A 25800-nucleotide genomic window follows, 5' to 3' on the forward strand; every position below is an offset into this window, starting at 1 on the left:
CCGAACTCAGAAGTGAAACGCCGTAGCGCCGATGGTAGTGTGGGGTCTCCCCATGTGAGAGTAGGGAACTGCCAGACATCAAATAAGTGAAAAGGCCATCCGAAAGGATGGCCTTTTTGCGTTTCTGCGCTGCACAAATCGTAGGCCGGGTAAGGCGAAGCCGCCACCCGGCAGAGCAAACGACTAATGAATTACCTGCGATAAAAATGCTCGCGTACGTTCTGACTTCGGATGCGCAAAGAACTCATCCGGCGGCGCCTGCTCAACAATCTCGCCGCGGTCCATAAAGATCACCCGGTCGGCCACGGTTCTCGCGAATCCCATCTCATGCGTGACGCACAGCATCGTCATGCCGGATTGGGCCAGCCCAATCATGGTATCCAGTACTTCTTTCACCATTTCGGGATCCAGCGCAGATGTCGGTTCGTCAAACAGCATGATTTTGGGTTTCATGCACAGCGAACGGGCGATAGCCACGCGCTGCTGTTGCCCGCCCGAGATCTGACCAGGAAACTTATTGGCATGCTCCGCGATGCGTACGCGTTCAAGGTAGTGCATTGCCAGCGCCTCCGCCTCCTGTTTCGGCATCTTTCGGACCCAAATCGGCGCAAGCGTACAGTTCTGCAGAACGGTCAGGTGTGGAAACAGATTAAAGTGCTGAAATACCATTCCCACTTCCTGCCGCACGCGTTCGATATTGCGGATATCTTCATTCAGTTCAATACCATCAACCACAATGCGCCCTTGTTGATGCTCTTCAAGATGGTTAATACAGCGAATGGTTGTGGATTTACCTGAACCGGAAGGGCCGCAAAGGACGATGCGTTCGCCCTGCTTTACCTTAAGATTGATGTCCTTCAGGACATGAAACTGTCCATACCATTTATTGACGTTTTCCAGCGTAATCATCGCGTTGGCGGTTGTCATAGTCATTTGGCTCATAATTTCCTCAGTGCGGTGTACGCCCGGTGTTAAAGCGCTTTTCCAGATGCTGGCTATAGCGCGACATGCTAAAACAAAAGATCCAGTAGATCAGAGCGGCAAAGACATATCCCTCGGTGGACATACCCAGCCAGACAGGGTCAACGGTTGCCTGCTGCACGCTGCTAAAGAGATCGAACAATCCGATGATGATCACCAGGCTGGTATCTTTAAAGAGAGCAATGATCGTATTGACCAGACCAGGGATAACCAGCTTGAGCGCTTGTGGAAGGATCACCAGCCCCTGCGTTTTCCAGTAACCGAGCGCCAGCGATTCCGCCGCTTCGTACTGGCCTTTAGGCAATGCCTGCAGGCCACCGCGTACAACTTCAGCGACATAGGCGGACTGGAAGAGAATCACCCCGACCAGGGCACGGATCAGCTTGTCGATCGTTGTACCTTCCGCCATAAACAGTGGCAGCATGACCGACGACATAAACAGTACGGTGATAAGCGGTACGCCGCGCCAGAACTCAATAAAGATAACGGAGAGCACGCGTACGACCGGCATATTTGAACGGCGACCCAGGGCGAGTAAAATGCCCAACGGTAGCGCGCCGGCGATCCCTACAGAAGCGATAATCAATGTCAGCGTCAGGCCACCCCACTGGCGTGTTTCAACGCGTTCCAGCCCCAGAAAACCGCCATACAGCAGCACCCAGACAATAATCGGATAAATCACCGCCCAGCCAGCAATATAGCGCCCGCGATGAGGCAGCTTTTTCCAGAACATGACTGCAACAGAGAGCAGGCCGATGACCAGCGCCAGATTAATCCGCCAGCGCTGTTCATGCGGATACAATCCATACATGAACTGACCGAAGCGCTCATGAATAAACACCCAGCAAGCGCCGGCTTTTGTGCAATCTGCTCGGGTTGAACCGACCCAGTTGGCCTGTATAACCGCCCAGTTCAGCAGGGGAGGGAGCAATTCCCACATGAGCCACAGGCAGACAATCGTCAGCAGGCTATTACTCCAGCTGGAGAAGAGATTCTTGCGTGCCCAGAGAATAAAACGTCCACCCGTCGAGCTGGCAGGGCGCGAGGAGTGCGACAGTATCGCTTTTGTCATCATAGATCCTTAGCGCTCGACCAGTGCTATACGACGGTTATAAAGGTTCATCAGCAACGAAATGGCCAGACTGATGATTAGATAGACGGACATGGTGATGGCAATGGTTTCTATGGCCTGTCCGGTCTGGTTAAGCACGGTTCCGGCGAAGAGAGACACCATATCCGGATAACCAATGGCAGCTGCCAGCGATGAGTTTTTGACAATGTTGAGATACTGGCTGGTCAGGGGCGGAATGATCACCCGTAAAGCCTGCGGAATAATGACCTGGCGAAGCGTCACGGTATTCGGCAAACCGAGTGAACGTGCCGCCTCGTGCTGCCCGTAAGGCACGGCCTGGATCCCGGAGCGGATGATTTCCGCAATAAACGCGGAGGTATAAATTGAAAGCGCCAGCGTGAGTGCTGCCAGTTCAGGAATTAACACCATACCACCCTGGAAGTTGAACCCGCGTAGGTGAGGAATATCCCAGTGCAAGGCTGCACCAAAAAGCCAGTGAGCAACTAACGGTAAGCCAACAATCAGCGCAGCGGCAACTGGCCATGTTTTACGAAGCTGTCCGGTTTTAATCTGATGCTTACGGTTATAGCGGAACAGGCCGACGGAAATCGCGAGCGCAACAATAATGGCGACGATAAAGGCGTAAATCCCTTCGGCCACCTGCGGAGAGGGAATGTATAACCCACGATTACTCAGGAAAAACAGCTCAAACGCATCGACGGCCTGGCGGGGACCGGGAAGATTACGCAGCACCGCGAAATACCAGAAGAAGATCTGCAGCAGCGGTGGGATGTTGCGAAACGTCTCAATATAGATGGTGGAAAGCTTTCGCAGTAGCCAGTTTTCAGAAAGACGCGCCAGCCCAATAAAGAAGCCCAGGATGGACGCGAAGACAATACAAAGTGCCGATACCAACAGCGTATTCAGTAAACCGACCACAAACACGCGTCCGTACGTGTCACCCTCCTGATAGTCGATAAGGTGCTGAACAATCCCAAAGCCCGCGCTGCGATCCAGAAACGCAAAACCGGAGGTGATACCGCGATTATTCAGGTTAGTGATGGTGTTATGGATGAGATACACGGCGATAAGAACAACCGCAACAATAGCAATAATCTGGAATAGCCAGGCGCGGACCGCGGGATGAGAAAAGGATAGCGATCCTTTTACGGCTGAGCGGCGATGGGACATAAAGAAACCTCAGTAACCATGACTCTGGAGTGGGCACTGCCCGAGCAGTGCCCGTTACAGCTATGACTTAACGTACTGGTGGCGCGTACTGAATACCGCCGTTATTCCAGAGATTGTTCTGGCCGCGTTTGATCTTCAGCGGGCTTTCCGATCCCACGTTACGCTCGAAGATCTCTGCGTAGTTACCCACCTGTTTGATGATGTTGTAAGCCCACTTGTTATCCAGCTTCAGATCTTTGCCAAAATCACCTTCTTTACCGAGCAGGTGCGCCATATCCGGGGTGGAAGGATTCGCCGCTTTCTCATCAACGTTTTTCGAGTTGATGCCCATCTCTTCTGCATTCAGCATGGCAAACAGCGTCCAGCGAACGATAGAGAACCAGTCTTCATCGCCACGACGCACAACCGGTCCGAGAGGTTCTTTGGAGATCACTTCAGGCAGGACAATCCATTCCGCCGGATTGCTCAGCTTAATGCGTAAGGCATACAGCTGTGACTGGTCAGAGGCCAGGGTGTCGCAGCGACCGGATTCCAGCGCTTTGGCTGATTCATCCGAGCGGTCGAAAGTCACAGGGGTGTATTTCATCTTATTTGCTTTGAAATAATCCGCGACGTTCAGCTCGGTATCGGTACCCGCCTGGATACACACGGTGGCGCCATCCAGTTCTTTGGCGCTTTTCAGGCCCGCTTTATTGTGGGTCAGGAAGCCGATGCCGTCATAATAGGTCACGCCCGTAAATGACATCCCCATACCTGCATCGCGGGAGGAGGTCCAGGTGGTATTACGCGAGAGCATGTCAACCTCGCCGGACTGCAGCGCCGTAAAGCGCTCTTTCGCCGTCAGCGGGGTGTATTTTACTTTGCTGTCATCACCAAAAACCGCTGCTGCGACGCCACGGCAGACATCCACATCAATACCGGTAAATTTGCCGTTCGCATCGGCATAAGAGAAGCCAGGCAGACCGTCGCTGATACCGCATTGAACAAAACCTTTCTTTTTAACGGCATCCAGCGTCGTTCCCGCATGGGCTTGACCGGCTATGGCAAACAACATGCCTGCAGCGGTCAGGCTGGCTATCATCGTCTTTTTCATAATGGATCCTGTGTGGCGAAATTTATTGTTATAGAAGCGTTTTTAAGCGCTTAACCTGTCTGTGGCATTGGCCAACGTTTATAAAGCAAACGTAATGCCAGTTTTGAGTTCAGCGAGATAAGAGAAAACTGAACGCTTAATGCAGAGTGTAGACAGGCTTAAATAAAATGAGCGCCCCGAAACAGTGCGAAATTACAACCTGTGCCACAAATTGGAGCAAAAGTTTTAACCGGGATGAGATAAAAAGAAGAGATAGTTTCTCAGGTGAATATTGGCAGAGTATTCAATAGTATTAATGTATGAAAATCATCAGAGATAAGAAAAAGGTGTTGATAGCGGTTGGTTGAAATGAAATACAAGAATAAATGCGGAACTTTTTTATTTATTAGAAAATGGTGCACTCATTAAAAGCAAAAGCGCGGCCGGAGCCGCGCTTTCTGAACAGATGTTACTTCGTCAGGGCAACAATACCTAACGTTAAACCCGCTACTGCGGCAGCGCCGCCGGCGATGGCACCCGCTGTTTCCCAGTTGTCCTGGGTGGTGCCTTTCATACAGGTATTGGTATGAACCAGTCGGCCCTGATCATCGTAAACCGGTACACAAGGAGAGTCGTGCGCGCAACCAGCAAGCAGCGCAGCGAGAAGTGCAACGGAAATGAATCTTTTCATGATGTTACCTCAGTATTATTTCTTATTCGCTACAAAGCCAGGAGGGCTATTAACGAACTGGAGATTATTTTACCACCAGGGTAAGTTCCCGTTACACGTGGAATAATCTCAAATTATGTAGTTTGTAAAAATCATGGAGAAAAAGCGTTTTCTGGATAAATTCATGGAGAAATTATGGAGTCGCAAGAGGGCGCTTTTACTTAATGCAAACTCATGAATTTTTAATATGCGATTCAATAATGACTAATCCATTGTTTATATTAAAATAAAAAAGGCACCAAACGGTGCCTTCAGGGATACGTTAATCCTTATGGTTGGTAAACCGTCTCCGGACAACCACAAAGAAAACGGGCACAAAGAAAATAGCCAGAAGCGTTGCGGAAAGCATGCCTCCCATCACACCCGTACCGACGGCGTTTTGCGCTCCGCTCCCGGCTCCGGTGCTAATTACCAGCGGCATGACGCCAAGAATGAAGGCCAGGGAGGTCATCAGGATCGGGCGAAGGCGCATTCTTGAGGCTTCCAGCGTGGCCTCAATGATACCTTTACCTTCTTTATCCATCAGATCCTTAGCAAATTCGACGATCAGGATGGCGTTTTTCGCCGATAACCCAATCGTTGTCAGCAGGCCGACCTGGAAATAGACGTCATTGTTTAACCCGCGCAGCGACGCTGCGAAAAGAGCCCCGATGACGCCTAACGGCACAACCAGCATGACAGAGAAGGGTATGGACCAGCTTTCATACAGTGCAGCCAGGCACAGGAACACCACGATCAGTGAAATGGCGTACAGTGCAGGCGCCTGGTTACCGGAAAGGCGTTCCTGATAAGACATTCCCGTCCAGTCATAGCCGATGCCGGAAGGCAGTTTTGCCGCCAGGCTTTCCATCATCACCATGGCCTCACCGGTACTTTTCCCTGGGGCTGACTCACCGAGGATCTCCATGGACGGCATGCCGTTATAGCGTTCCAGACGAGGAGAACCGTAAACCCAGTGAGCGCTGCTAAAGGATGAGAACGGCACCATTTCCCCATTCGCGCTGCGCACGTAGAGATTGTTGATGTCCCCCGGCAACATTCGGAATTTCGCATCCGCCTGGACGTAAACTTTTTTCACACGGCCATGATCGATAAAGTCATTCACATAGGTACCACCCAACGCCGTCGATATCGTCTGGTTGACGTCAGAAATGCTAATACCCAGCGCCTGCGCTTTCTCCTGATCGACATCCAGTTTGAACTGCGGTGTATCCTCCAGGCCGTTAGGACGCACGCGAACCAGCAGGTCAGGGTGCTCTTTCACCATGCCGAGCAGCTGATTACGCGCCTGCGTCAGCTGGGTATGCCCCAGGTTTGCCTGATCGATAAGTTCAAAGTCGAAGCCCGTTGCGGTTCCCAGTTCGATAATGGCAGGCAGGTTAAACGGAAATACAAGGCCGTCTTTAATCTGGCTGAACGCTTTTGTCGCTCGGCCCACGATGGCCTCAACGCTATTTTTCTCCCCAGAACGTTCTTCCCAGGGCTTCAGGCTGACGAAGGCGATACCGGAGTTCTGGCCCTGACCGCTAAAGCTAAAGCCGTTAACGGTAAAGACGGATTCAACGTTCGCTTTCTCTTGGGTCAGATAGTAGTCCTGAACCTGGTCGAGAACCTGCTGAGTACGCGTCTGGGTCGCACCCGCCGGGAGTTGAACCATCGTCATAAATACCCCCTGATCCTCTTCAGGCAGGAAGGAAGTAGGTAAGCGCAGGAACAGCACCGCCATCCCACCGACAATAAGGACGTACACCACCAGATAGCGGCCGGTCTTACGCAAAATATCGCTTACGCTGTTGCTGTAGTGCTCCACGCTCTTATCAAAGAGCGCATTGAACCAGCCAAAGAACCCCCCTTTCTTCTCATGATGATCGCCAGAAACGGGCTTAAGCAGCGTTGCGCAGAGTGCGGGCGTCAGGATCAGCGCAACCAGCACGGAGAGCGCCATGGCGGAAACGATAGTCAGCGAGAACTGGCGATAGATGGCGCCCGTCGAGCCACCAAAAAAGGCCATCGGGACAAAGACCGCCGAGAGAACCATCGCGATCCCCACCAGCGCGCCCTGGATCTGCTTCATCGACTTCTGCGTGGCCTCTTTCGGCGGCAGCTTGTCCTCTACCATCACGCGCTCAACGTTCTCGACCACCACGATGGCGTCATCAACGAGTAGCCCTATCGCCAGTACCATCCCGAACATCGTCAGGGTGTTGATGGAGAAACCGAACGCCGCAAGAACCGCGAAGGTACCCAGCAGAACCACCGGCACCGCGATAGTCGGAATGAGCGTCGCGCGCAGGTTTTGCAGGAACAGATACATGACCAGGAAGACCAGAACGATCGCTTCAAACAGGGTCTTCACCACTTCATGAATAGAAATTTTCACAAAAGGCGTGGTGTCATAGGGATAGACGACCTTCAACCCCTGCGGGAAGAACTGTTGCAGTTGCGCCAGTTTGCTCTTGATGGCTGCCGCGGTATCCAGCGCGTTTGCCCCGGTTGCCAGCTTAATCCCAAGGCCGGTGGCTGCCTGCCCGTTGATTTTGGTCACCATATTGTAGTTTTCGCCGCCGAGCTCAATGCGAGCGACATCCTTCAGGTGAACCATCGAGCCGTCCTGGTTCACCTTGAGCGTCACGCGGCCAAACTCTTCCGGTGATTTCAGGCGAGTTTGCGCGATGATGGAGGCATTCAACTGCTGTCCAGGAACCGATGGCGTACCGCCCAACTGACCTGCCGCTATCTGGTCGTTCTGCGTTTTCAGCTGGTTGATAATATCCAGCGGCGTCAGCTGGTATTTATTCATCGCGTTGCTGTCGAGCCAGATGCGCATCGCATACTGGGCGCCAAACAGCTGAACGTCGCCGACACCCGTCGTTCGGCTGATAGCATCTTTGACGTTCGAGGCGACATAGTCGGAAATATCATCCTGAGTGAGGTTTTTGTTGTCCGAAACAAAACCGGCGACCAGCAGGAAGCTGCTGCTGGATTTCTCAACGCCAATCCCTTGCTGCTGTACCTCTTGCGGCAGCAGCGGCATGGCGAGCTGCAGCTTGTTCTGCACCTGCACCTGGGCGATGTCCGGATCCGTTCCTGACTCGAAGGTCAGTGTGATGGTGACATTACCTGCTGAATCGCTGGTGGAAGACATGTACATCAGGTTGTCGATACCGTTCATGTTCTGTTCGATAACCTGGGTCACGGTATCCTGCACCGTCTGGGCATCAGCGCCGGGGTAGGTCGCTGAAATCGCCACGGCTGGCGGAGCAATCGTCGGATACTGGGCGACGGGCAGTTTGAGAATGGCCAGCCCGCCTGCAATCATCAAAATGATGGCAAGTACCCAGGCGAAAACCGGCCTTTGAATAAAGAAATTAGCCATGTCGTCGTTCCTTAACTGGCGGGAGTCGTGGTGGTATCTGGCGTGGCGACGACGGTAGCCCCTGGTCTGACTTTTTGTAATCCGCTGACAATCACACGGTCACCGTTTTTCAGCCCTTCCGTCACCAGCCAGCGGTCGCCAATGGCCTGAGGCGCAACGACGGTACGTGATTCAACCTGGTTTTTATCATTAACCACCAGCACGGTTGCGTCGCCTCGCGGCGTTCGGGTCACGCCCTGCTGCGGAACCAGAATGGCATCTGGCTGTGTGCCTTCATCAATGCGGGCGCGAACGAACATCCCCGGTAACAGCAGGTGTTGAGGATTCGGGAAAATGGCACGAAGCGTGATTGAGCCGGTGCTTTCATCCACCGTAACGTCGGAGAACTGCAGGGTGCCTTTCAGAGGATAGGGCTGACCATTCTCCATCAGCAGCTCAACGCTGCTGGCCGTGTCGCCTTTTTGCAGGCTCGTCTGCTTCAGGCGCATAAATTCATTGCTCGACTGGGTCACATCGACATAAATCGGATCAAGCTGCTGGACCGTCGCCAGCGCTGCGGCCTGCCCGTTCGTCACGAGTGCCCCTTCCGTCACGCTGGATTTGCCGATGCGGCCATCGACAGGGGACGTTACTTTGGTATACGCAAGGTTGATGCGTGCGCTTTCAACGCCCGCTTTTGCGGCGACAACGCTGGCATCTGCCTGCTGGGCCGTGGCCACGGCCTGGTCATACTCTTGTTTGCTGACATACTGTGTTCCCACCAGTGGGAGATAACGTTTCACCGTCAGGTGTGCAATATTGGCCGCCGCCTGCGCCTTTGCCAGTTCGCCTTTCGCGCTGTCGTAAGCCGCCTGATAGGTCGCAGGATCAATTTGATAAAGTGAGTCCCCAGCTTTTACATCGCTACCTTCCGTGAAGTTGCGGCGCAGAATGATACCGCTAACCTGTGGACGAACCTCCGCAACGCGGAACGCATCTGTTCTGCCCGGGAGTTCAGTTGTGACGGCCAGCGGCGCACTTTTCACGATATGGACGCTGACCTGAGGCGCCTGTGCATGTTGTTGTTGATTTTCCTGGCCATCGCATCCAGTGAGCAGTACAGCGCAGACAATGAAACCGGCTAAGGGTAAACGTCTGAAATGATTCGTCATGACTGTTCCTTTAAATACCCATTAACCGATGTTTGCCGTAGATCGGTAGTGGGGCAGAGGGAAAAAATAAAATGTAGCTGCGTATAATAATGAGGGTATTTAATGTTTTTTAATTTATAAGTGCGAATGACGAGGCCTGAGAGGAAAATCAGAATCAGTCCCGTAGAAAATACGGCTATACTTCTGCCCGCTAAATCAGGCTAATAGAGCTTAACCGGTAAATTTATTCATTTCGTGAATTTAATTCCGGGCATGTATTTAGATTGTTTATAGATTAAGTAAATTGACTTTTTTTGTGCAAAATTAAAACGGCTTTTAGTGAATACTTCCAGCCATCCGAACCTGATGTTATGTATATACCCTGCGAGTAAAGAGTAGCTGTCAATGGCGCGTAAAAAGAAAGAAGAGGCTCAACAAACCCGACAGCAGTTGATTGAGGCGGCTATCGGGCAGTTTGCGACGCGAGGCGTAGCCAGCACGACGCTGACGGATATCGCCGATGCCGCAAAGGTTACGCGTGGTGCTATCTACTGGCACTTTACCAGTAAAGCAGAGATATTTAATGCCATTTGGGAACAGCAATTACCGCTACGTGAAATCATTCGCGACAGGCTTTCTCTCTCCGAAAATGATGATCCGTTGTTAATACTTCGTGAGCAATTCATTACTGCGCTTCAGTATATCGCACGCGAACCCCGTCAATGTGCGCTATTACAAATTTTGTATCATAAATGTGAATTTACTAGCGATATGATTTCAGAGGATGAAATTCGGAAACGTATTGGGTTCAATTATGATTCTTTGCGCGTTACGCTGGAAAAATGTATTTCTCGAAACATCATTTCGTCGCAGGTGAACGTTGAGCTGACCATGATAGTATTCCACGGTTTTTTTAGCGGCATCATTAAAAACTGGTTAATGAATACCGACAGTTTTAATCTTTATCAGCAGGCGCCAGCCCTGGTCGACAGTATTCTGGCGACACTCCCTCTCTTGCGCGTGTCGCCTCATAATGATTACGGCTCAGCGCCTGGCAACATTTCACCCCGTGCACAAAGCGCCTCGATGGTCTGCGCGCTGGCGGGTTTACCTAACAGATAACCCTGTAAGGTATTACAGCCCAGCTCCGTCAAAAAGGCTTGCTGCGCTTCGGTTTCCACACCTTCGGCCACGACTTTCAGGTTGAGCGTTTTCGCGAGGGCCACAATCGCAGAGACAATGGTGGCATCCTCGCTTTCGCCGCTTAACTCTTTCACAAACGCTCTGTCTATCTTCAGTTCACAGGCCGGTAAACGCTTGAGATACAGCAGGCTCGAATATCCGGTCCCAAAATCATCAATCGAGGCTTTCACCCCAGCATCCGTCAGCTCTGTCAGCACCCGCACGCTCTCATCGGGGTTGCTCATCGCCGTAGTTTCCGTGACTTCCAGGATCAACATTTCCGGCGGGACGTGATGACGCTCCAGGCAGTCGAGCACTGTTTTAACCAGCGAGGGCTGTTCGAACTGCAGCGTCGACAGGTTTACTGCCATTGACCAGTTTCGATGCCCCTGCAGATGCCATTCTCTCAGCTGGCGACAGGCTTCATTGAGCACCCAGTTACCAATAGGGATGATAAGCCCGGTTTTTTCCGCCAGCGGCAGGAAAAGATCCGGCGTCAGTAAACCCTGCTTCGGATGCTGCCAGCGCAGCAGCGCTTCAAACCCGAGGAGAGGGCCCGCGGGCGCGTGAAACTTTGGCTGATAAAGCAGGCGCAGTTCATTACGATCGACGGCCATCCACAGATCGTTCATTAACTGAAGATGGGTCTGCGCCAGAGTGTTCATGGAGGGCTGGAAAAAGTGATAGCCGTTTCGGCCCATATGCTTGGTGTGATACATCGCCGCGTCGGCGTTAAACATCAGCTCACGTTCGGTTTTGCCGTCGTGAGGGTACAGGGCGATACCAATGCTAAGCGTTACCACCAGTTCGTAGGGGTCGAGAGTGAACGGGCTATCGATCGCCCGCACCAGCGAATTTGCCAGCGAGGCTGCATCGTCCGGACCTTCTCCCTCAGCCAGCAGAACAAACTCATCGCCGCCAATGCGTGCAAGGGTAAACTGGCCCTTCAGGAGATGCAGCAGACGCTGCGTAACGGCGACCAGCAGCCTGTCACCGACATCATGGCCGTAGGCGTCATTGATGGCTTTAAAACCGTCGAGATCCATGAACATCAGGGCGAAATGGGTACCTTCACGGTCAGCTTTGCTGATGGCCTGATCGAGCCGGTCCTCCAGCAGGATACGGTTGGGCAGACGCGTCAGCGTATCGTGCAGCGCCAGCTGCGCAAGTTCCCGGTTCGCTTCTGCCAGCGACGAGGCCAGAAGGGCGGTTCGTGCCTGCAGGCGGGCATCCAGCATCGACACCAGCAGGGTGATCCCAAGAATAGAGAGCGCGACGACGCTGACCAGCACGGCCAGCCAGCTGCCGTTAATACCCTGATGGTGAACCATGGTGGACATTGGAAACTGCGCGGCCTTCATCCCGGCGTAGTGCATACCGGCGATAGCAATTCCCATCGTGATGGCGGCACCCAGGCGCATCAGCACCACCTGAGCGGCTTCGTGGCGCAGGCGGAAGGTCAGCCACAATGCTGCAAGCGAAGCGACAAGCGCAATCACGACCGAAATGGCCACCCACAGCGTGTCCCAAACGATCCCCGGCCTCACCTCCAGCGCCGCCATACCGGTGTAATGCATGGCAACAATGCCGATTCCCATCACCAGAGCGCCGGGGAGCAGGCGGCGCATGCGCAGTTGTTCACAGCTGACGAGCCATAGCGCAAACAGTGACGACCCCACGGCGATGACCATAGATAAAATCGTCAGGGTCGCGTTGTAGCTCATGCTCATGGAGAGATCCATCGCCAGCATGCCGATAAAGTGCATGGCCCATACGCCAATGCCCATCGCAACACCGCCTCCCGCCAGCCAGACGCGCGCTGCGACGCCCTGACTCCCGGCGACGCGTGCAGCCATATTCAGCGCGGTGTAAGCAGCAAGGATGGCAACAGCAAAGGAGAGGGCTACAAGGATAGGGTTGTATTGGCTAACCAGCATGGTCGGTTCTACTCGAGTATGACGTTACGCAGGAGAGGTTGAGAAGGGCGAGACATTATCACCGTCAGGTAACGGCTCAAAGGGATTTAAATCCCCGTTTTTAGTGGGTAATACGGGGAGGTTGGTGACGGCAGGGTGTTAATCGAGTTCTGAACAGTTCACTAATTTCAGCGGATTGACGGAGTTCATATTGCGGCACTTGTCGGTTTCGGTACTCATCAGTTCAATCCACTGCATCAGGAGGGCATCGAATAGAAAAACGGAGATTGCAAAGACGACCAGCCACCAGTATTTACGAATCATTGTGTCATTCCGCGAGAAGAGAGCCACTGAAGTGGTGGAAATATACACGAAAAGAAGCGGTTTAAAAGCGGGATAAGCAAAGGTTTACAAAGCGTTGACGGTGAAAGAATAAGACAATAAAAAAGGCGCATCCCCATGCCAGGTAGCGCCTTTTTAAACAAGCATTTAACTGATTAGTATCAGTTCATGCCGTATTTTTTCAGTTTCTTACGCAGAGTACCACGGTTGATACCCATCATCAGCGCAGCGCGGGTCTGGTTACCGCGGGTGTATTGCATCACCATGTCCAACAGTGGCTGTTCAACTTCAGCCAGTACCAGCTCATACAGGTCATTAACATCCTGACCATTCAGTTGAGCAAAATAGTTCTTCAGTGCCTGTTTAACCGAGTCACGCAGGGGCTTTTGAGTTACCTGATCCTGAGAGTTAACGGTAGAAACGGTCAGTACGTCAGAATTTACGCGTTGTTCGAACATAGTTCTGTCAGCTCTTTATTTCATTACGCAAGATTTTCGAAGTATGCCTCCAACGCCTCCAGCTGTTCGCTGGCATCCTCAATGGCGTTGAATGTGCGCCGAAACTGGTCATCTGGAGCGTGCTCCTGGAGATACCAGGAGACGTGTTTACGCGCAATTCGGTACCCTTTTGCCTGACCGTAGTGGTCATGCAGTTCCCGAACATGCGAACAAAGCAAGCGCTTTACCTCTGCCAGAGGCAGTGGGGCAAGCAGCTCCCCAGTGTCCAGATAATGCTGGATTTCCCGGAAGATCCAGGGTCTTCCCTGAGCTGCACGTCCTATCATCAGAGCATCAGCTCCCGTATAGTCGAGTACAGCCCTGGCTTTAAGCGGGTCAGTTATGTCGCCATTCGCGATAATCGGAATGGAAACCTTCTGCTTAACTGCCCGAATGCTGTCGTATTCAGCTTCACCATTGAACAAACAGGCGCGAGTGCGTCCGTGGATGGTCAGGGCCTGAATACCACAATCTTCGGCCAGTTGGGCAATCTCTACACAGTTACGGTGTTCCGGCGACCAACCCGTGCGAATCTTCAACGTAACAGGAACGTCCACTGCGCTGACAACCGCCGTCAGGATAGCTTTCACCTGGTCGGGGTATTGCAGAAGGGCTGAACCTGCAAGCTTGCGATTCACCTTTTTGGCCGGGCAACCCATATTGATATCAATAATCTGGGCACCACTTTCCACGTTAATACGCGCGGCATCTGCCATCTCTTCAGGCACGCTTCCGGCAATTTGCACGGTGCGAATACCTGGTTCATCAATGTGCACCATCCGAAGGCGGGATTTATCGCTTTCCCAAACCTGCGGGTTAGACGACATCATCTCGGATACGGTTAAACCGGCTCCCATCTCATAGCACAGCGTCCTGAACGGCCGGTCGGTAATACCTGCCATTGGGGCTGCGATCAGGCGATTTCTAAGCTGGTGGTGTCCGATGCGCATGAGTTAAGAAATGACCATACTGTGACTGCAAGGCGGCGTATATTACGCATTTTTTGCACGAGATGAAAGGCCAAACTTTGAACAATCCACTGTTGTAGATCAAGGAATCGCCGCGCAATCTTTTCGTTTAAAATTATTCATTATTTAAATCATTGAGTTATGCGATGATGGCTATTTTATGTGCGCTTACAATTTCCCGTAACTTCTCATCATTTCTGAATAAATGCGACAGATGAGCGGGATAATCTGCTGTTTTTAACAGCAGATTTCCCCACTTCTTTGCGATCTGCGTCGCATTTTAGAACATGATCTCAGGGCAAAAAATAGACGTTATTCGAGGATAACACGACCATGGAGGGACTGTACCGGCCGGTTATTATCGTGATGCATTGTGTGGGTGAATTTCTCGAGCTGCCCGGCGGAGACCGTCAGAGGATGCTTAAGCACGATCCAGGTGACGCCTTCTGAACACGGTGGCGTTGTCAGCGAGCCGCTAAAGCGCCAGTACGTTTTATCTTCCGGCAGCAGCTTATTCAGGTTGAGCTCCTGCTTGATGGAGACGTTCAGCTCAGCCTGCTGAGGCATAACGTCCCACAGTTTATCAAGCTCACGGTTCTCTGCCCCTTTGTCGAACATGACCGCGACCACCGCCAGTTCCCCCTTCGCATTTTTATGCACAAGGTGCATTTCCATCGCGTAATGCTTGCCGTGTACGGTGTTTTCGCTCGGCGCGTGGAAGTGGAACTGCTGTAATGTCCAGGTTTGCTTATCCAGCGTAATAGTGTCGCGAGTGTCGGCCTGCTCGCTTGCCTGAATAGTATGGCCATTGTTTGTCAGCGTCACAGGGCCGTCAACGTAGTGCGTTTGCAGCGGGGAAAGATGGGCGTTAACGGTGGAATCGATATCAATCGGGGACTGGTTCATCCCGCTTTGGCAGGTCTTGTAGGCCTCATCCAGTTCGCCCCAGTGCTCAGGTGAACTTTCTCCTTTGTAGCTCCAGTGTGATGCGCATGCTGAAGCCGAGATCATGCTCAGCGCTAACAGCGCTGCCTTGCTATAAACGTGTTTCATAATATTCTTCCCGTGAATTTTTATTATCCAAATCAAAATTTATCAATATGATTTGTAGGGTTATTTTACCGGAGGCAGGCCAGGGGCGGGAGGAATATTCGAGGAGAAAAGGCGTGGTCAGAGGACCACGCCAAATACTTATTTTTTACGACCGGTAATGCGGCACCACTCTTCTTTCTCGACGACCGGGTCGAGCGCAAAGAGATCGGCGTAGGCTTCGCAAACGCTCTCCGCCTGGCTTGCCAGAATGCCGGAAAGTCCCAGCAGGCCACCCTCAACCGGCAGCACGCTAATTAATGGCGCCAGTTCACGCAGTGGGCCCGCGAGAATGTTTGCGACCACCACATCGGCTTTCATGGCTTCTGGCTGCGCTTCCGGCAGGTAGAGCTCCAGACGATCGGACACGCCGTTACGCTCGGCATTATCGCGGCTGGCCTGAATGGCCTGCGGATCGATATCGATCCCGATGGCTTTCGCCGCGCCCAGTTTCAGCGCGGCAATCGCGAGGATCCCGGAACCGCAGCCGAAGTCGATCACCGTCTTACCATCCAGATCGAGACCATCCAGCCACTGCAGGCACAGAGACGTGGTTGGATGGGTGCCGGTGCCAAACGCCAGGCCTGGGTCAAGCATCACGTTCACCGCGTTTTCATCGGGAACCTCGCGCCAGCTTGGGCAGATCCACAGACGTTTGCCGAACTGCATGGGGTGGAAGTTGTCCATCCACTCGCGTTCCCAGTCTTTGTCTTCCAGCTGTTCGATTTTATGCGCGAAGCCTGCGCCCAGCAGCGGATGGTTTTCCAGAATCGCCACCACCTCTTTCATGTCGGTTTCGGCATCGAACAGGCCGATCACGTCGGTATCACCCCACAGGCGCGTTTCGCCCGGCAGCGGTTCAAAGACCGGCGTGTCGTGCGTGTCCTGAAAGGTGATGGAGACAGAGCCGGCTTCCATCAGCGCATCGCTTAGCTCTTCGGCGTTCGCGCCGGTTGTGTTCAGTTTTAGTTGGATCCACGGCATGGCAAAACTCTTTATTTATCAGTAGAAATCATAGCGGGTTGTGGGGCGGGCTGACCGAAACGGTTCCCCACCACAAACGCCAGTAAACTTAGCAGTAACGAAGGCACAATCGGATGGAAGCCCAGATACTGAATCTTAAATGTCGCAAGGATGGCATACAGCACACCGCCAACAATCATCGCGCTCAGCGCGCCTGCAGCGTTCGCGCGTTCCCAGTAAAGACCTAGTACCAGCGGCCACAGGAAAACGGCTTCAAGACCGCCAAACGCCAGCAGGTTCAGCCAGATGATCATCTCCGGCGGACGCCATGCAGCTAACATCAGCAAAGCTCCTAACACCAGCGTAATGACGGCAGACATCCGCTTCAGGCGACGTTCATTTTCAACCTGCTCAGGGCGCAGGTTCAGATAGAGATCTTTAATGATCGTAGCGGAACTTTGCAGTAACTGGGCGTTAATGGTCGACATAATGGCGGCCATTGGCGCTGCGAGGAAAATTCCGGCGGCGAAGGGCGGCAGCACTTTAACCATCAGCGTCGGGATCACCAGATCCGGCACGGTAAGGTCGGGGATCACCGCGCGCCCTAACGCACCTGCCAGGTGCATACCAAACATCAGGACCGCGACCACAATCGTCCCGATGATGATGCCCTTGTGAACGGCTTTACTGTCTTTATAGGAGATACAGCGCACGGCGGTATGCGGCAGACCAATCACCCCGAAGCAGACTAACACCCAGAACGAGGTCATAAAGGTCGGCGAGAGGATATCATCCGCGCCCTGCGGTGAAATCAGTTTCGGGTCAATCGCTTCCAGGGTTTCCACCGCATGAGTGAGTCCACCCGCGGCATGAACAATCCCCACCAGCAGAACAATCGTGCCGATGAGCATGACCATTCCCTGCAGCGTATCGTTCAGCACGCTGGCGCGGAACCCGCCAAACGCGGTATAGAGCGCGATGCTTACCCCGAAGATAAGCAGGCCTGTCTCGTAAGGGATCCCGGCCGCCGTTTCCAGCAGGCGTGCCCCGCCGATAAACTGTACCGTCATCGCGCCAATAAAGGCCACCAGCAGGCTTAAGCTCGCCAGCCACACCAGTAAGCGGCTCTGGTAACGGGCAAACAGCATGTCGTTGAGCGTGACGGCATTATAGCGGCGCGCCAGAATGGCAAATTTCTTACCAAGAATACCGAGGGAGAGCCAGACGGCAGGCAGCTGGATCATCGCCAGCAAAACCCAGCCTAACCCGTACTTGTAGGCCGCACCGGGGCCGCCAATAAACGAGCTGGCGCTGATATAGGTCGCGGTCAGCGTCATTGCCAGCACAACGCCGCCCATCGAACGGCTGCCGAGGAAATACTCGTTCAGAAAAGCACCGGTCGTTCTTTTGCGCATGGCGTAAATGGATAAACCAAACACGACCAGCAGGTATGCGACAAGCGGCAGAATGACTTCAAGCTGCATCATCGTCCTCCAGCGGAATATCGCGATAGATGAATTTCACCATCGCCCAGCACAGCAGAATAAACACCAGCGGTACCAGCAGGCAGGCCATTTCGAACCAGTGCGGCAGGCCGGTGATGCCAATAGCGGAGTCAGGTAAGTAAGCAGTTACTAACCATGCAGCAAGATAGAGAAGGGTCAGCCACAGCGCCCAGCGCGCTTCTTTATGGGCCTGAACAAAACGTTTGTCCATTTTTTGTCCCTTGTGGATGCAGAAAGCGGGGATTGTACATGATGGGGCTTGGCGATCCCCAGAAATAAAAAAAGGCCGGATAATCCGGCCTTTTAGCAACACAGCTCTCTTACTTCTCGTTCAGGCCGAGTTTTTTCTCCAGGTAGTGGATATTCGTCCCACCATTCTGGAAGTGCTCGTCGCTCATGATACGCATCTGCAGATCAACGTTGGTTTTAATACCGTCGATGATCAGCTCCTGCAGGGCGTTCTTCATGCGGGCAATCGCCACGTCACGGTTTTCGCCGTAGCAGATGAGCTTACCGATCATTGAGTCATAGTACGGCGGTACGGTGTAGCCGGCGTAGATATGAGATTCCCAACGCACACCAAAGCCACCCGGCGCGTGGAAACGCGTGATTTTACCCGGGCTTGGCAGGAAGGTGTTCGGGTCTTCGGCGTTGATACGGCACTCTACCGCATGGCCTTTCACCACAACTTCTTCCTGCTTGATGGACAGAGGCTGACCGGCTGCGATACGCAGCTGCTCTTTGATCAGGTCAACGCCGGTGATCATTTCGGTAACCGGGTGTTCAACCTGAATACGGGTGTTCATCTCAATGAAGTAGAACTCGCCGTTTTCGAACAGGAACTCAAAAGTACCCGCCCCGCGATAGCCGATATCGACGCACGCTTTGGCGCAACGCTCGCCGATGTAGCGACGCAGTTCCGGGGTAATGCCCGGCGCTGGCGCTTCTTCGACCACTTTCTGGTGACGACGCTGCATGGAGCAGTCACGTTCTGCCAGATAGATCGCGTTACCCTGACCGTCAGCCAGCACCTGAATTTCGATGTGGCGTGGGTTTTCCAGGTATTTTTCCATGTACACCATGTCATTGCTGAAAGCCGCTTTCGCTTCCGCTTTGGTCATGGAGATGGACTGCGCCAGTTCAGCATCGCTGCGCACAACGCGCATACCGCGACCGCCGCCGCCGCCGGACGCCTTGATGATAACCGGGTAGCCAATGCGTTTAGCATGAGCACGGTTAGCATCCATGTCGTCGGTCAGAGGGCCGTCAGAGCCTGGCACGGTTGGAACACCAGCTTTTTTCATTGCGGTGATTGCAGACACTTTGTCGCCCATCAGGCGAATGGTGTCGGCTTTCGGACCGATGAAGATAAAGCCAGAGCGTTCAACCTGCTCAGCAAAGTTGGCGTTCTCAGAGAGGAAGCCGTAACCCGGATGAATTGCCACCGCGCCGGTGATTTCAGCGGCGCTGATGATAGCCGGGATGTTCAGATAGCTTTTTACGGACGGAGCCGGGCCAATACAGACCGTCTCATCCGCCAGCAATACGTGTTTTAAATCGCGATCCGCGCTTGAGTGCACGGCCACGGTCTTGATGCCCAGTTCTTTACAGGCACGAAGAATACGCAGTGCAATCTCGCCACGGTTGGCGATAACAATTTTATCCAGCATGTTCGCCTCGTTACTCGATGACGACCAGCGGCTCGTCAAATTCAACCGGCTGACCACTTTCGACCAGAATCGCTTTCACAGTACCTGACTTGTCAGCTTCGATCTGGTTCATCATTTTCATCGCTTCAACGATGCACAGGGTATCGCCTACGTTGACTTTCTGACCCACTTCGATGAACGCCTTCGCGTCCGGGCTCGGGGTGCGGTAGAAAGTACCAACCATTGGGGAACGTACGATGTGACCACTGATTTCTGCTGCAGCGGCAGGTGCGGCTTCAGCTGCTGCTGGCGCAACGGCTGCGGAAAGCGCAGGCTGCTGCACTGGCGCAGCGTAAGCTTGCTGCATTACCGGGAAGCTAGCGGCTGGGGCTGCACGGCTGATGCGTACAGACTCTTCGCCTTCAGAAATTTCCAGTTCGGAGATGCCTGATTCTTCAACCAGCTCGATCAGTTTTTTTATCTTACGAATATCCATGAGTGGGTTCCGTACTCTTGTTTAGTGTGATTGTGACAAGCGTTTTACCGCTGTCTGTAAAGCGTATGAATAGCCGTCTGCGCCCAGTCCGCAGATAACGCCAGCAGCGATATCCGACAGATACGAATGGTGGCGGAACGGCTCTCGGGCGTGCACGTTACTCAGGTGGATCTCGATAAACGGGATACTCACCGCGAGCAGTGCGTCGCGGATAGCAACACTGGTGTGCGTAAACGCGGCCGGATTGATCAGGATATAGTCCACAGTGTCTTTAGCCTGATGAATACGGTCGATGATTGCGTACTCCGCGTTTGACTGAAAATGATCCAAATCCACATTCAGCGAGGCTGCTTCCGTGCTCAGACGGTTAACAATTTCGCTCAATGTCAGCGTGCCGTACTTCTCTGGCTCACGGGTGCCGAGCATGTTCAGGTTCGGTCCGTTTAAAACTAAGATGTGGAACTTATCAGTCATTATGCCGCTATCTCCTGCGATTTTCGGGTAAAAAACAAAATATACCGTCGAAGCGCAAATGTCACCTTTTCAGAGGCCTAAAACCGCTGTCAGGCGAACCAAGGTCGCACATTATAACGATTTCGTAGCATTTGGCAGCTAAATACTGGTCTTATCAGGGAAGATTATCAACCGCAATCCAAAAAAGATTTGCGGTTGAGAGGTAATCTGCGGGAAAACGCACAGTTTCGCGAACTATCGCAACCACTGGCGGAACTTCTTGTAACGCCATGCTAAAAGCGCCACGGCTGCCAGCGCGTAAAGGACCGGCTGCGGAGAGAGGATCTTCACCGACCACAGATAATGAATGGGGGCGAGGATCGCGACAAGATAGACGAAGTTGTGCAGCAACTGCCAGCGACGGCCCAGCTTTCGCTGCGCATATTGCGTGGATGTCAGCGCTAACGCCAGCAGGATCAGCCAGCTAACAATGCCCAGCATCAGGTAAGGGCGTGTTACCAGCTCGCGGCCAAGCAGTGTCAGATTGTTAATTCCCAGTTCCAGCAGGGCGTAACTGGTGAGGTGCAGGCTCGCCCAGGCAAAACACCATAGCCCCAAAAGCCGACGGGTGCGTATCAATAATGGCTGTTTAGCGTAGCGCGCCAGCGGCGAGACGAGCAAGGTGGCCAGCAAAAATTTCAGAGCCATCCGACCGGTAAAATGCTGGATATCCTTTGCCGGATCGGCGCTAAAGAGGCCCTGGCTGGCCGCCCAGAACAGCCAGATAAAAGGAAGTATCCCGGCTAAATGCAGCAGCACTTTCAGCCAGGTAATCTGCTTTGCCGTTAAACGCACTCAGAAGTTCTCCCGTAAATTGAGGCCACGGTAAAGGGACGCCACTTCATCCGCATACCCGTTAAACAGCAGCGTGGGCTGGCGCTTCACGTCCAGCGCGCCGCCGGAGCCAATAAAGCGTTCCGTCGCCTGCGACCAGCGGGGATGATCCACATGCGGGTTCACGTTGGCGAAGAAGCCGTATTCACCCGGCGCCGCCAGGTTCCATGTCGTCGGCGGACGTTCGCGGGTCAACTTAATGCTGACGATCGATTTAATCCCTTTGAAACCGTATTTCCACGGCACGGTTAAACGGATGGGGGCACCGTTCTGCGGCGGAAGCGCCTTGCCGTAAACGCCGACGGTCAGGAGGGTAAGGGGATGCATGGCTTCGTCAAGACGTAACCCTTCAACGTATGGATACTCCAGCCCGCCGCCGATGAACCGGTCTTTCTGGCCCGGCATCTCGTCCGGGGCGTAGCGCGTCTGGAAGGCGACGTATTTTGCATTGCTGGTGGGTTCAACCATCGCCAGCAGCTTATGCAGCGGGAAGCCTACCCAGGGCACCACCATCGACCAGGCCTCTACGCAGCGCATGCGATAGATACGCTCCTCAAGCGGGAAGCGGGTGGTCAGATCGTGATGGTCCAGCGTCAGAGGTTTTGCCACTTCACCGTCGATTTTCAGCGTCCACGGATCGGTTTTCATGCTGCCGGCATTGGCGGCAGGATCGGCTTTATCCAGACCAAATTCGTAGAAGTTGTTGTAGCCGGTGACTTTATCTTCCGGCGTGAGCGCCAGCGTGTTTTGCCATTCGGCGGGTTTGGTAAAGGTAAGCGGGGCACCGGAAGGCGCCTTAGGGCGATCGTTGCCTTTAAACCAGTCGAGCAGGTCGGCGTGTGCCGCTGGAGAGAGCGTCAGTGCCGTGGCGCTGATGCCAAGCATTTTCAGGATCTGGCGGCGCTGTAACATAAAGACAGATTCAGACGTTACGTCGGCTTCCGTCAGTTTTCGGTTTTTCATGGCATCCTCCGTCATGCGTTTTTCTAAGCATGACGGAGGAGAAGCGTTAGCGCGAATATGTCACGAAAATTTGAAGATTAGGCGATTTTCACCAGCGCGCGGCCGTGGAACTGGTTATCCATGATCTTACTGGCATATTCAGGTGCCTGGCTGAGCGTAATTTCGGTAGCGCTCTGGGTATAGAACGATTCCGGCAAATCGCGCACCAGACGCTCCCATGCCTCTGCACGGCGAGCCGCAGGCGTCATCACGGAATCCACGCCCTGCAGGCGGACGTTACGCAGAATAAATGGCATGACGGTCGTTGGCAGGGCAAATCCGCCCGCCAGGCCGCAGGCTGCCACGCAGCCGCCGTAGTTCATCTGCGCCAGGACTTTTGCCAGCACTTTATCACCGACGGTATCCACCGCACCTGCCCAGACCTGTTTTTCCAGCGGGCGGGTCTCGGCAAACTCATCGCGGCCAAGAATGCGGCTGGCGCCGAGCTGGCGCAGATAATCATGCGTGCTTTCACGGCCGGAAACCGCCGCAACCTGATAACCCAGCTTGTGCAGCAGCGTGACCGCCGTGCTGCCCACGCCACCGCTGGCCCCGGTCACAACAATTTCACCCGACTCGGGGCGAACACCCGCCTCTTCCAGCGCCATCACGCACAGCATGGCGGTAAAGCCTGCGGTACCAACGATCATCGCTTTGCGGCCATCTATGCCTTTCGGCATAGGCACCAGCCAGTCGCCCTTCACACGCGCCTGCGTTGCCAGCCCGCCCCAGTGATTTTCGCCCACGCCCCAGCCGGTGAGCAGCACCTGCTGGCCCGCATGAAAACGGGGATCTTCGCTGCTATGAACCCGGCCAGCAAAATCAATACCCGGCACCATAGGGAAATTTCGGATGATTTTACCCTTGCCGGTGATCGCCAGCGCATCTTTATAATTTAAACTGGACCAGTCGATGTCGACGGTGACGTCGCCTTCCGGCAGGCGAGTCTCTTCTACGGCCTGTACTGAGGCAAGCGTTTTGCCGTCCTGCTGTTCTAAGATTAAAGCCTGCATACGGGGTCCTCACGGCTCAGATGATTGGAAAAGAGTTCCTGAAGACTATACTCGCTCAGGGTAAAGCAATGCCGATTTAACGCAATAAATTGCCAGATACGCCAGGTTTGGTAGTATGCCGCATTTGAAATGCAAGTTAGCGCTTACTCGCTACCCCATCAACCCACGGAGTAATCTCAAGGATGCGATTAACGACGAAGTTCTCGGCTTTTATCACCCTGCTGACGGGGCTTACCATCTTTGTCACGCTTCTTGGTTGCTCTCTGAGCTTTTATAACGCCATTCAGGACAAACTGGTCAACCGGGTGCAGTCCGTTGCGTCGGTCATTGATACGCGTCTGCTGACCACTCCACTTCCTGAGCTATCCCGGGAGCTGGATGAGTTGATGGTGCCGGTTGATATTATTCAGGTCGACATCCAGCAGGGAAAGCATCCGGTTTTAAGCCATGAACGACAGGACAGCTATCGACCTGCGGGCGTGGTGAGCCAGTATCGGGAAGTAACGGTGCACTCCCTCAAAAATCCGGGGATGACCATACACATGGTCTACCTCGATCCGATGGCCAGCTATTTCCGTTCTATGATGACCACCGCGCCGCTTACTGTTGCCGTCGCCTTCATTATTTTGCTGATTTTTCTCGCGGTCCGCTGGCTGCGCCGCCAGCTTTCAGGCCAGGAACTGCTGGAGATCCGCTCCGTGCGTATCCTGAACGGTGAACGCGGCCCGCAGGTTCGCGGCTCGGTCCATGAATGGCCCTCACGCGCCAGCAGCGCGCTGGATACGCTGCTCTCAGAGATCCAGTTTGCCAGCGACCAGCGCAGCCGAATGGATACGCTGATCCGCTCTTATGCCGCGCAGGATAATAAAACCGGCCTTAACAACCGCCTTTTCTTTGACAATCAACTCGCCACGCTGCTCGACGACCCGGAAAAAGTGGGCACGCACGGGGTGGTGATGATGATTCGCCTGCCCGATTTCGATCTGCTGCGCGACACATGGGGGCAGCGGGCGGCGGAAGAAAATCTCTTTACGCTGATCAACCTGCTCTCCACCTTTATTATGCGCTATCCGGGGGCGCTGCTGGCCCGCTACCACCGCAGCGACTTTGCCGTATTGCTTCCGCATCGCACGTTGAAGGAATCAGAAAGCATTGCCAGCCAGCTACTTAAGGCCGTCGACGCGCTGCCGCAGAGCAAAATGCTCGACAGAGACGATATGGTCCATATGGGGATTTGCGCCTGGCGCGGCGGACAGTCGACAGAGCAGGTGATGGAGCATGCGGAAGCGGCCACCCGCAACGCGGTATTGCAAGGGGCGAACGGATGGGCAGTCTATGATGATTCGCTGCCTGAAAAAGGGCGTGGAAACGTGCGCTGGCGTACTTTGATTGAGCAAATGCTGAGTCGCGGCGGGCCGCGTATTTATCAAAAACCGGCGGTCATGAAGAACGGTTTTGTCCACCACCGGGAATTGATGTGCCGTATTTTCGACGGGACGGAAGAGGTTATTTCTGCGGAATATCTGCCGATGGTTCTGCAATTTGGGCTCTCCGAAGAGTATGACCGCCAGCAAATTACACGCTTGATTCCATTTTTATCATTCTGGCCTGAAGAGAATCTGGCGTTACAGGTTACCGTTGAGTCATTAATACGCCCGCGTTTTCAGCGCTGGCTGCGTGATACATTAATGCAATGCGAAAAATCGCAACGCAAACGCATTATTTTTGAACTTGCTGAGGCGGATGTGGGTCAACACATCAGCCGGTTGCGTCCGGTGGTCCGTTTGATCAACGCGCTCGGTGCCCGTGTCGCGGTAACGCAGGCGGGTTTAACGCTGGTCAGTACCAGCTGGATCAAGGATCTGGATGTGGAGCTATTAAAGCTACATCCGGGGCTGGTAAGGAATATTGAGAAGCGCACGGAAAACCAGCTGCTGGTTCAGAGTCTGGTTGAAGCGTGTAAGGGAACGCGAACACAGGTATTTGCCGCAGGCGTGCGCTCCAGAGGCGAATGGCAGATGTTAACAGAGCGCGGAGTGACGGGCGGTCAGGGCGATTTTTTTGCCGCCTCTCAGCCGCTTGACACCAACGTGAAAAAATATTTGCAAAGATACTCTGTTTGACCTGCCGTTTACGTTGTTTTCACGTAGAATATCGCGCCTGTAGCTTTGAGTATGTCGAGCAAAAAGCCAGTGAACGACCTTTAATGAGTTACAAATATCAGTGAGGAACACGACTGTTTACTCAGCCCTGAGGGAGTCAGGGGATGAATTTGTAAC

The 25800-nt window shown here is 53.6% G+C and carries 23 protein-coding genes; 2 read left to right on the forward strand and 21 right to left on the reverse strand.

Features of this window, described 5'->3' with window-relative positions; genetic code table 11:
- Positions 1 to 183: 183 nt before the first annotated feature.
- The 7 genes from IM314_RS11240 to IM314_RS11270 all read right to left on the reverse strand — a co-directional run bounded on the left by IM314_RS11240 (position 184) and on the right by IM314_RS11270 (position 9573).
- On the reverse strand, positions 184 to 942 hold the full coding sequence (locus IM314_RS11240) for an amino acid ABC transporter ATP-binding protein (RefSeq protein ID WP_041907797.1): 759 nt from the start codon (positions 940 to 942) through the stop codon (positions 184 to 186).
- A gap of 7 nt (positions 943 to 949) precedes the next feature.
- Positions 950 to 2053, reverse strand: a complete 1104-nt coding sequence (locus IM314_RS11245) for an amino acid ABC transporter permease (RefSeq protein WP_193359027.1) — start codon at positions 2051 to 2053, stop codon at positions 950 to 952.
- Positions 2054 to 2062: 9 nt separating this feature from the next.
- Positions 2063 to 3244: an amino acid ABC transporter permease gene (locus IM314_RS11250; protein WP_048959000.1), complete on the reverse strand. Its 1182-nt coding sequence runs from the start codon at positions 3242 to 3244 to the stop codon at positions 2063 to 2065.
- Positions 3245 to 3311: 67 nt separating this feature from the next.
- On the reverse strand, positions 3312 to 4337 hold the full coding sequence (locus IM314_RS11255; protein WP_028014619.1) for an amino acid ABC transporter substrate-binding protein: 1026 nt from the start codon (positions 4335 to 4337) through the stop codon (positions 3312 to 3314).
- 448 nt (positions 4338 to 4785) lie between these two features.
- Complete coding sequence (locus tag IM314_RS11260; RefSeq protein WP_008502867.1) at positions 4786 to 5007, reverse strand: lipoprotein; 222 nt, start codon at positions 5005 to 5007, stop codon at positions 4786 to 4788.
- Between the two features lie 301 nt (positions 5008 to 5308).
- Positions 5309 to 8422 carry an efflux RND transporter permease subunit gene (locus IM314_RS11265; RefSeq protein ID WP_193359026.1) on the reverse strand — a complete coding sequence of 1038 codons (3114 nt, stop codon included), beginning with the start codon at positions 8420 to 8422 and terminating at the stop codon, positions 5309 to 5311.
- A gap of 11 nt (positions 8423 to 8433) precedes the next feature.
- A complete protein-coding gene (locus IM314_RS11270) occupies positions 8434 to 9573 on the reverse strand; it encodes an efflux RND transporter periplasmic adaptor subunit (RefSeq protein ID WP_028014617.1) in 1140 nt (379 codons plus the stop codon).
- A 384-nt stretch (positions 9574 to 9957) separates the two neighbouring features.
- Here IM314_RS11270 and envR point away from each other — a divergent pair, with 384 nt between their 5' ends.
- On the forward strand, positions 9958 to 10674 hold the full coding sequence (gene envR, locus IM314_RS11275) for an acrEF/envCD operon transcriptional regulator (protein WP_193359025.1): 717 nt from the start codon (positions 9958 to 9960) through the stop codon (positions 10672 to 10674).
- Here envR and IM314_RS11280 read toward each other — a convergent pair.
- The 14 genes from IM314_RS11280 to IM314_RS11345 form a co-directional block, all read right to left on the reverse strand.
- Positions 10590 to 12671 (reverse strand): bifunctional diguanylate cyclase/phosphodiesterase, encoded by a 2082-nt coding sequence (locus IM314_RS11280; RefSeq protein ID WP_041907809.1) that lies wholly within the window; start codon positions 12669 to 12671, stop codon positions 10590 to 10592. The two genes, envR and IM314_RS11280, sit on opposite strands and share 85 nt — an antisense overlap.
- 138 nt (positions 12672 to 12809) lie before the next feature.
- Entirely contained in the window at positions 12810 to 12974 is a 165-nt protein-coding gene (locus IM314_RS11285; protein ID WP_014885446.1) for a DUF2556 family protein, read from the reverse strand.
- 179 nt (positions 12975 to 13153) lie between these two features.
- Positions 13154 to 13450, reverse strand: a complete 297-nt coding sequence (gene fis / locus IM314_RS11290) for a DNA-binding transcriptional regulator Fis (RefSeq protein WP_000462905.1) — start codon at positions 13448 to 13450, stop codon at positions 13154 to 13156.
- Positions 13451 to 13473: 23 nt separating this feature from the next.
- Positions 13474 to 14439 (reverse strand): tRNA dihydrouridine synthase DusB, encoded by a 966-nt coding sequence (gene dusB, locus IM314_RS11295; RefSeq protein ID WP_008502861.1) that lies wholly within the window; start codon positions 14437 to 14439, stop codon positions 13474 to 13476.
- Positions 14440 to 14769: 330 nt separating this feature from the next.
- Positions 14770 to 15510 (reverse strand): carbonic anhydrase, encoded by a 741-nt coding sequence (locus IM314_RS11300; protein ID WP_047364752.1) that lies wholly within the window; start codon positions 15508 to 15510, stop codon positions 14770 to 14772.
- 138 nt (positions 15511 to 15648) lie between these two features.
- Entirely contained in the window at positions 15649 to 16530 is an 882-nt protein-coding gene (gene prmA, locus IM314_RS11305; protein ID WP_041907816.1) for a 50S ribosomal protein L11 methyltransferase, read from the reverse strand.
- Positions 16531 to 16541: 11 nt separating this feature from the next.
- Positions 16542 to 17993 (reverse strand): sodium/pantothenate symporter, encoded by a 1452-nt coding sequence (gene panF, locus IM314_RS11310; RefSeq protein ID WP_028014612.1) that lies wholly within the window; start codon positions 17991 to 17993, stop codon positions 16542 to 16544.
- Entirely contained in the window at positions 17983 to 18225 is a 243-nt protein-coding gene (locus IM314_RS11315) for a YhdT family protein (RefSeq protein WP_006178860.1), read from the reverse strand. Before IM314_RS11315 ends, panF begins: the two co-directional genes overlap by 11 nt.
- Positions 18226 to 18334: 109 nt before the next feature.
- Positions 18335 to 19684, reverse strand: coding sequence for an acetyl-CoA carboxylase biotin carboxylase subunit (gene accC / locus IM314_RS11320; RefSeq protein WP_003860388.1), 1350 nt, complete (start codon positions 19682 to 19684; stop codon positions 18335 to 18337).
- A 10-nt stretch (positions 19685 to 19694) separates the two neighbouring features.
- On the reverse strand, positions 19695 to 20159 hold the full coding sequence (gene accB / locus IM314_RS11325; protein WP_008502856.1) for an acetyl-CoA carboxylase biotin carboxyl carrier protein: 465 nt from the start codon (positions 20157 to 20159) through the stop codon (positions 19695 to 19697).
- A 21-nt stretch (positions 20160 to 20180) separates the two neighbouring features.
- The gene (gene aroQ, locus IM314_RS11330; protein ID WP_028014610.1) at positions 20181 to 20633 is read right to left on the reverse strand and encodes a type II 3-dehydroquinate dehydratase; all 453 of its coding nucleotides are present in this window, start codon (positions 20631 to 20633) and stop codon (positions 20181 to 20183) included.
- Positions 20634 to 20867: 234 nt separating this feature from the next.
- The gene (msrQ, locus tag IM314_RS11335) at positions 20868 to 21467 is read right to left on the reverse strand and encodes a protein-methionine-sulfoxide reductase heme-binding subunit MsrQ (protein ID WP_059354997.1); all 600 of its coding nucleotides are present in this window, start codon (positions 21465 to 21467) and stop codon (positions 20868 to 20870) included.
- Positions 21468 to 22469, reverse strand: coding sequence for a protein-methionine-sulfoxide reductase catalytic subunit MsrP (gene msrP / locus IM314_RS11340; RefSeq protein WP_028014608.1), 1002 nt, complete (start codon positions 22467 to 22469; stop codon positions 21468 to 21470).
- 77 nt (positions 22470 to 22546) lie between these two features.
- The gene (locus tag IM314_RS11345) at positions 22547 to 23521 is read right to left on the reverse strand and encodes an MDR family oxidoreductase (RefSeq protein ID WP_041907830.1); all 975 of its coding nucleotides are present in this window, start codon (positions 23519 to 23521) and stop codon (positions 22547 to 22549) included.
- A 182-nt stretch (positions 23522 to 23703) separates the two neighbouring features.
- Here IM314_RS11345 and csrD point away from each other — a divergent pair, with 182 nt between their 5' ends.
- Positions 23704 to 25644, forward strand: coding sequence for an RNase E specificity factor CsrD (gene csrD, locus IM314_RS11350; protein ID WP_193359024.1), 1941 nt, complete (start codon positions 23704 to 23706; stop codon positions 25642 to 25644).
- Positions 25645 to 25800: the final 156 nt, after the last annotated feature.

This window comes from Enterobacter cloacae complex sp. P42RS (assembly GCF_014930595.1).
Classification (GTDB): domain Bacteria; phylum Pseudomonadota; class Gammaproteobacteria; order Enterobacterales; family Enterobacteriaceae; genus Enterobacter; species Enterobacter bugandensis.